Genomic DNA, 7,747 nt, shown 5'->3' on the forward strand with positions numbered 1-7,747 from the left:
TGTGAGATAGGTTCCATGTCGATTCACGTTGCCCTGAGCCATACCACCCACTATCGCTATGAGCGCCCGATCAGCCTGGGCCCGCAAATAGTTCGATTGCGTCCGTGTCCGCACGGGCGGACGCGCATCCTCAGCTACTCGCTGAAGGTGGAACCAGAGGGTTATTTCCTGAACTGGCAACAGGACCCCCAGGCCAATTATCTGGCCCGCCTGGTGTTTCCGGAGAAAACCGAAGAACTGAAGATCACTGTGGATCTGGTTGCCGAGATGGCCGTGATCAACCCGTTCGATTTCTTTCTGGAACCCCGGGCAGAGACCATTCCGTTTGAATACGAGGAGTGGCAGACGGCAGAGCTGGCGCCTTATTTACAGAAACTACCGGAAACACCGGAATTCCGTAAGTGGATGGCCACCATAGACCGCAAGGAAACTCCCAGCGTGGATTTCCTGGTGGGTGTGAACCAGAGCCTTGCTGACCGTATTGATTACCTGATCCGGATGGAGCCGGGTGTCCAGACCCCGGAGGAAACCCTGAAAAAGGGCTCCGGCTCCTGTCGGGATTCGACCTGGTTGCTGGTGCAGACGCTCCGGCATCTGGGGCTGGCGGCGCGCTTTGTGTCCGGCTACCTGATTCAGCTCAAGGCAGACCAGAAAGCACTGGATGGCCCTTCGGGCGCTGAGGAAGACTTCACCGATTTGCACGCCTGGTGCGAAGTCTTCCTGCCGGGCGCCGGTTGGGTGGGGCTGGATCCGACGTCCGGCCTGTTTGCCGGAGAAGGGCATATCCCGCTGGCCTGCAGCCCGGATCCGTCCTCGGCGGCGCCAATTACCGGCATGGTTGAGGAGTGCGGGGTCGAGTTCGAGCACCAGATGAGCGTTCAGCGCATCTGGGAAGCACCTCGGGTGACCAAACCCTATACCGAGGCCCAGTGGCAACGCATCGTTGGGCTGGGCCATGACGTGGACCAGCGTCTGACAGAACTGGATGTGCGTCTGACCCAGGGCGGTGAACCCACCTTCGTGGCGAATCACGACCGGGACGAGCCGGAGTGGAACACCGAAGCGATGGGCCCCACCAAGCGCAAGAAGGCCATTGAGCTCTATCACCGGATGCGGGACCGGTATGGTGCTGGCGGGCTGGTGCACTTCGGCCAGGGCAAGTGGTATCCGGGAGAGCCGCTGCCCCGTTGGTCCCTGAACTGTTTCTGGCGCAAGGATGGCGAGCCGATATGGCGCGATGAGCGCTGGCTGGCGGATGAACGCATCGAAGGCAACGCAAGCCCGGAAGATGCTCACAGGTTTTTGTCGGCGTTGGCGAAGGAGCTTGGTGTTGATGGAAAACAGCTGTTCCCAGGGTTCGAGGATGCCTTTTATTACTTGTGGCGGGAACGCCGGCTGCCGGTCAACGTCGATCCTTTCGACGCCAAACTCGAGAATGCCCTGGAGCGGAAGCAGCTCCAGCAGATTTTCAGCCGGGGTCTGGATGAGCCTGTGGGCTACGTGCTCCCCCTGCGTGTCTCCGAAAAGGGACACGAATGGGAAACCGGCCCCTGGTTCCTGCGCAGCCAGCGCTGTTATCTGATTCCGGGCGGCTCACCCATGGGCCATCGCCTGCCTCTGGACAGCCAGCCCTGGGTGGAAGAAGCGGATTACCCCTGGATACACGAGCAGGATCCCTTTGCGCCCCGCGGCCCTTTGCCCGGCAGCGAAGAGATCCGGCAATGGAACAGTGGCCAGGCCGGCCAGTCGTCTCCGGAGCGGGAGCCTCCCGCAAAAGGAAAGTCAGCACCCGAGATTGTCCGAACGGCCCTGTGTGTGGAGCCCCGGGAAGGCATTCTTCGCATCTTCATGCCGCCGTTGGAGGAGCTGGAGCCCTACCTTGCCCTGGTGTCAGCGATCGAGAAAACGGCCGCGGAGCTACAGCAGCCGGTCCTGTTGGAGGGGTACGAGCCGCCTTCGGACCCGCGGTTGAGTCATTTCCGGATCACGCCGGACCCCGGGGTGATCGAAGTGAATGTGCAGCCGGTGCGAACCTGGGATGAGCTGGTTGAACAGACCGAGACTCTGTACGCGGACGCCTACGAGTGCCGGCTGACCTCCGAGAAGTTCATGATGGACGGACGTCACACCGGCACCGGTGGTGGCAACCATTTTGTGCTGGGTTCGCAAAAGGCAGAGGATTCCCCGTTCCTGCGGCGCCCGGATCTGCTGCGCAGCCTGATCAGCTACTGGCATAACCATCCCAGCCTGTCCTATCTGTTTTCCGGCCTGTTTATTGGTCCCAGTTCCCAGGCGCCGCGGATTGATGAGGCGCGCAACGACCATGTGTTCGAAATGGAACTGGCGTTCCGGGAGATGGAGCGGTTATGCCCTGTGGGCAAAAAAGTCGCGCCCTGGGTGGTGGACCGCTTGCTCCGGGACCTGCTTACGGACGTCACCGGCAATACCCACAGGGCCGAGTTCTGTATCGACAAGCTCTATTCCCCGGACGGCCCGGGCGGGCGTCATGGTCTGCTCGAATTGCGGGCCTTCGAGATGCCACCCCATGCCCGCATGAGCCTGACCCAGCAATTGCTGCTGCGGGCGTTGGTGGCCCGATTCTGGGAACAGCCCTACAAACCCAGCGGGCTGGTTCGCTGGGGAACCGAGCTGCACGACCGGTTCCTGCTACCTCACTATGTCTGGCAGGACTTCGAGGACGTCATCGACGATATGAAGGCCCAGGGTTACCCGCTCGAGAGCGAGTGGTTCGCGCCCCATTTCGAGTTCCGGTTCCCCCGGATCGGCGATTACAAGGTCAAGGGCATAACCCTTGAGCTGCGTTCGGCTCTGGAGCCCTGGCATGTGACCGGGGAACACGGCGCGATCGGCGGCACCGCCCGCTACGTGGATTCTTCCCTGGAGCGTTTGCAGGTGAAGGTACGCGGCGCTGCCCCGGATCGTTACCAGATCACCTGCAATCAGGTGCCGTTGCCGCTTCAGCCAACAGGGATGGTGGGTGAATCGGTCGCCGGCGTCCGGTACCGGGCCTGGCAGCCATCCCAGTGCATGCACCCGACCATTGGTGTGGATGGGCCTTTGGTGTTTGATATCGTGGACACCTGGAATGAACGCAGCCTGGGCGGCTGTGAATATCACGTGACCCATCCCGGTGGCCGGAATTTCGAGACTTTGCCGGTGAACTCGTTCGAAGCGGAAGGCCGCCGCATGGCGCGCTTCTTCCGGATGGGACACAGCTCGGGGCAACAGCCCCTGCGGCCGGTTCCGGAGCATCGGGAGTTTCCGTTTACCCTGGATCTGCGATATCACAAATAAGATGCCTGGACATGTGGTTTGATGCTGGCTCCGGAGAGTAGAAAGCGGCTATGCTTCCAGCTCACTGACTAACGGAGCCTGAATTCAAGGTGGCGAAGCAGCAAGCAGTTACTGACATCCTCCGCCAGTACCATCCGGTGCCGGACCGGTTTGATGAGCTTGGCACCGGGGGTTCCGGGCCCAAGTCGCACTGGCGTCCGTTGTTGCAGCAGCTGAACCTTGAGTCTGTCGCTGGTCTCAACCTCAGGGCTCAGGCGGTTTCCAATGCCATCGCCGAAGATGGCGTAACCTACAACGTCTATGAAGACCCCCGCGGCGATACCCGACCCTGGGAGGTGGATCTGCTGCCGCTGGTGTTGGGCGCCGATGAATGGCAATGGCTCTCGAAAGCCGTCGCCCAGCGTGCAGAGCTCCTGGACAGCGTTCTGGCCGATCTATACGGCGAGCAGTCGCTGTTAAAAGAAGGTCTTATGCCTCCGGCCCTGGTCTACGGGCAGGCGGGTTTCCAGTGGCCCTGCCAGGGGATTCAGCCTGCCGGGGGCCGGTTCCTGCACCTGTATGCCGTGGATCTGGCGCGCGCACCAGACGGCGGTTGGTGGGTAATGGCAGACCGTACCCAGGCGCCCTCCGGCGCCGGTTACGCCCTTCAGAACCGGCTGGTGATTTCCCGGGCGTTCCCGGCGCCATTCCACAACCTGCCGGTAACCAACCTTTCGGAATTCTTCCAGGGTTTCCAGAACAGCCTGGCGGGCATGTCGCCAGCCGGAACCGAGTCACCGCTTTGCGTTCTGCTGACCCCGGGCCGTTTCAACGAAACCTATTTCGAACATGTGTTCCTGGCCCGTTACCTGGGTTTGCCGCTGGTCGAGGGCCAGGATCTGACCGTGCGAGATGACACGGTGTACCTGAAAACGCTTCAGGGCCTGCGGCGGGTACACGCCATTTATCGCCGGCTGGACGATGGCTTCTGTGATCCGCTGGAGCTTCGCGCCGATTCCGTGCTGGGGATTCCCGGGCTTCTGGGAGCGGTGCGGGCAGGCAAGGTGCTGATGGCAAATGCCCTGGGTTCCGGGGTGCTTGAGAGTGCGGCGTTATTCGGGTTTTTGCCGGAGATTTCGAAGAAATTACTGGGCTCGCCTCTGGCTATGCCGTCGGTGGCGTCCTGGTGGTGTGGTGAGAAACCGGCTCTGGATTATGTCATTGAGCACCTGGACGAGCTGGTCATTAAACCGGCCTTCGCGAGCATGCGAATGGAGCCGGTGTTCGGTTACCAGGTGAAAGGTGCAGAGCGGGACGCCCTGATCAAGAAGATGCATGCCCATCCCCATGCCTTTGTCGGCCAGGAGCTCGTCCATCTTTCCCAGGCGCCGGTCTGGAAGGGGGATCCGGAGCAGCCGCTGGCCACCCGGTCCATCGGCCTGCGGCTGTTTGCGGCGGCCACGCCTTCCGGCTGGCGGGTCATGCCCGGTGGGCTGACCCGGGTCGCCATGGATGCGGGTGTGGAAGTCATCTCCATGCAACGGGGAGGGCTGTCGAAGGACACCTGGGTACAGGCTCGCTACACGGCTCCCTCCAAGTCACTGATCAAGAGACGGCTGCAGGTGTCTGACCTGCTCGACGGCGAGCGGGACACGCCCTCCCGGGTGGGGGAAAACCTGTTCTGGATGGGCCGGCACTCGGAGCGGGCGGAGGGAACTGCCCGTTTATTGCGGGCGGCGTTCAACCGTCTGTCGGGCCACGACCAGGCCAGCGAAGAAGCCCTGCTCGGGCTGCAACAGGCAGCCGAACAATTCGGGACCCTTCCGGAGCCTGAAGAAGATGCGGTCCCCGAGCCGCTTCCCGACGCCTTGTTGAGAGCGGTGAGTGACCTGCAATTTCCGGGTTCAATCGCGTCGATTCTTGATGCCCTGCTGTTCAACGCCAGCCAGGTCCGGGACCGTCTGTCTTCCGACAACTGGCACACGCTCAATCGGGTGGGCAAGCCCCTGAGCCCGGCGCCAACCACGCCAGACCGGTCGATTCGGGCACTGAACCTGGTGTTGCTGGACTGCATCTCCCTGGCGGGCTTTGCGATGGATGACATTACGCGGGATGCCAGTTGGGTTTTCCTCGTGATCGGCCGGCGCCTGGAGCGACTGGCCAATCTCTGTACGCTGATTTGCGTGCCCCTGTTCAGCGACCGGTTCAGCCGCCATGCCATGCTAGAGTGGCTGCTGGAAGTGGCCAACTCGGAAGTCACCTACCGCACCCGATACCGTCGGACACCAGAGCTTCTGGGGGTACTCCATACCCTGGTGATAGACGCAAGCAATCCTCATTCGGTGATGTTCCAGCTGCGCCAGCTCCAGAAGGACCTGCCGGAGATGGGTCGTAAAACCGGTCAGCTGTTTCCGCCGGATCTGAACGAATCGCTGCAGCGGCTGCGAGCGCTTGATTTGCATCCGTTTGAGCGCAAACGCCCGGATAAAGCCTGTGAAGCCCTGGCGGAGCTATTGTGTGACATCCGGTCGGAGGCCTATCGTGTGTCTGATGAAATCCAGCGGCAGTGTTTTATTCACACCCGGTATTCCGACCGGTCTGTGAACCCGGATTGAGGCACCTGTCATGACATTTGTCCGTTACCATGTGCGTCATGAGACCCTCTACCAGTACGATCAGGTGGTGGGGGAGTCCCACCATTTGCTGAGACTGACACCGCGGGCCCTGCCCTGGCAGCGGAATCTGGAACATCATCTGGCGATTGCACCGGAACCCCCGGTGCGAAGCTCGTTCCTGGACAGTTTCGGCAATCGGATTACCAAGATTGATTTTACCGCGGAACATGAGTACTTACGGATCATCAGCGAATTCTGGGTGGAGCTTCGTGAGCGTCCGAAACCCTCGGCAGCCGCGGCAAAAGTTCCCTGGGAAACCGTCCGCGATAGCCTGCGGTACCGTGCCGACAGGAAGTTCCCGGCGGACCATCTTCAGGCCACGGCGTTCCGGTTTGTCTCCACCAATGTGCCCATTGATTCCCAGTACGCCGCCTATGCCCGGGAGGCGTTCCTTCCGGGGCGCGCGCTGGTAGAGGCGGCCGATGCCCTGATGCGGATGATTCATCGCGATTTCAGTTTCGATGCAACGGCGACGGAAACCTTCACTCCGGTCGAACAGGCGTTCAAGGCCCGTCGAGGGGTTTGCCAGGATTTCTCCCACATCATGATTGCCTGTCTTCGCTCGTTGGGCCTGGCCGCACGTTACATGAGCGGGTATATCCTGACCCATCCGCCCGAGGGCAAGGAGCGCCTTGTTGGAGCCGATGCTACCCATGCGTGGGTGGCTGTGTTCGTGCCGGATTTCGGCTGGCTGGAGCTGGATCCTACCAATGCCCTGAGGCCGGACCTGGAACACATTACCCTCGGCTGGGGCAGGGACTTTTCCGATATCACCCCGATGCGGGGCGTCCTGCTGGGGGGTGGTGGACATGAACCGGAGATTGCCGTGACCGTGGTGCCCGAGGAGGAGTTCGCCTCCCTGTACGGCGACGGCGAAACCTATCTGGAAGAACTATCGACTTAACCGAATCCACCCGTCCGGTTGTGGTTGAGCTTATCCATACGTTCACTTCCTTACGGCGGAGTGCCGCGTAGCAAGCTATGCTTGCGGGCTTTCGATGGCACCCGGACGACACGGAATGATTGAAACGTTTTTCTCGACTTACATCAGCAGCACCATTCGCTTCCTGTTCCTGCTGGCGCCTTTTTTCGTAGTGACCATGTTCCTGGCGCTGACCAGGGGCCTTCCAGCAACCGAGAAAACATCGATCATCCGCCGTGCCTGCGTTTCGGCCTTTCTGATGGGCGTGATTCTGTTCTTTGCCGGCCCGCTGTTGTTCAGCGCCATCGGCATTACCCTGAATTCGTTCCGGATCGGTGCCGGTTGCCTGCTGTTTCTGACCGCCATCAGCCTGGTGACCAGTGGTACCCGGAATCACGCCACCGGGCTGCCTGATGAGGACCGTGATGACATTGCCGTTGTGCCACTGGCTATTCCGGTGATGATTGGCCCGGCCACCATTGGTGCAATCATGGTGTATGGCGCCGAGCTTAACCGGGTATCCGAAGTGGCAGGCGGACTCCTGGGATTGGTATCCAGCCTGCTGATCCTCGCGGTGCTGCTGCACCTGTCCGGCTACCTGGAGAAGGTGCTGGGCAAGACCGGCCTGAACATCATGTCCAAGATCAGCGGTCTGATCCTCTCTGCTATGGCGGCTGAAATCGTGTTGACGGGCATTGCGGGTTTCATTGCCTCCACCTAGGAGTCTGCGCGGCAGAAGCTACATTCTGGCACAATAGATCAAAATTCTTCAGCAACAGGATGACTGATGGGAACCACTTTCCGCCCGTATTCGCCTGGCCAGGAACTGCTTCTTCCCCCGAGCCTGAACGAGTGG

General features: G+C 60.9%; 4 protein-coding genes. All 4 read left to right on the forward strand.

Annotated features, from left to right (window positions below; translation table 11 throughout):
- Positions 1-15 precede the first annotated feature (15 nt).
- On the forward strand, positions 16-3,315 hold the full coding sequence (locus tag AC13E3_RS02050; RefSeq protein ID WP_405417574.1) for a transglutaminase family protein: 3,300 nt from the start codon (positions 16-18) through the stop codon (positions 3,313-3,315).
- Positions 3,316-3,404: 89 nt separating this feature from the next.
- Complete coding sequence (locus AC13E3_RS02055) at positions 3,405-5,909, forward strand: circularly permuted type 2 ATP-grasp protein (RefSeq protein WP_008172679.1); 2,505 nt, start codon at positions 3,405-3,407, stop codon at positions 5,907-5,909.
- 10 nt (positions 5,910-5,919) lie between these two features.
- Complete coding sequence (locus AC13E3_RS02060) at positions 5,920-6,873, forward strand: transglutaminase family protein (RefSeq protein WP_053113307.1); 954 nt, start codon at positions 5,920-5,922, stop codon at positions 6,871-6,873.
- Positions 6,874-6,988: 115 nt separating this feature from the next.
- Complete coding sequence (locus AC13E3_RS02065) at positions 6,989-7,612, forward strand: MarC family protein (protein WP_008172684.1); 624 nt, start codon at positions 6,989-6,991, stop codon at positions 7,610-7,612.
- Positions 7,613-7,747: the final 135 nt, after the last annotated feature.

It is taken from the genome of Marinobacter sp. L-80 (assembly GCF_056859395.1).

Excerpts from the sequence above, each read along its gene's own strand:
- AC13E3_RS02060 (WP_053113307.1), top strand. The coding sequence starts at position 5,920 with ATGACATTTGTCCGTTACCATGTGCGTCATGAGACCCTCTACCAGTAC.
- AC13E3_RS02050 (WP_405417574.1), top strand. The coding sequence starts at position 16 with ATGTCGATTCACGTTGCCCTGAGCCATACCACCCACTATCGCTATGAG.
- AC13E3_RS02065 (WP_008172684.1), top strand. The coding sequence starts at position 6,989 with ATGATTGAAACGTTTTTCTCGACTTACATCAGCAGCACCATTCGCTTC.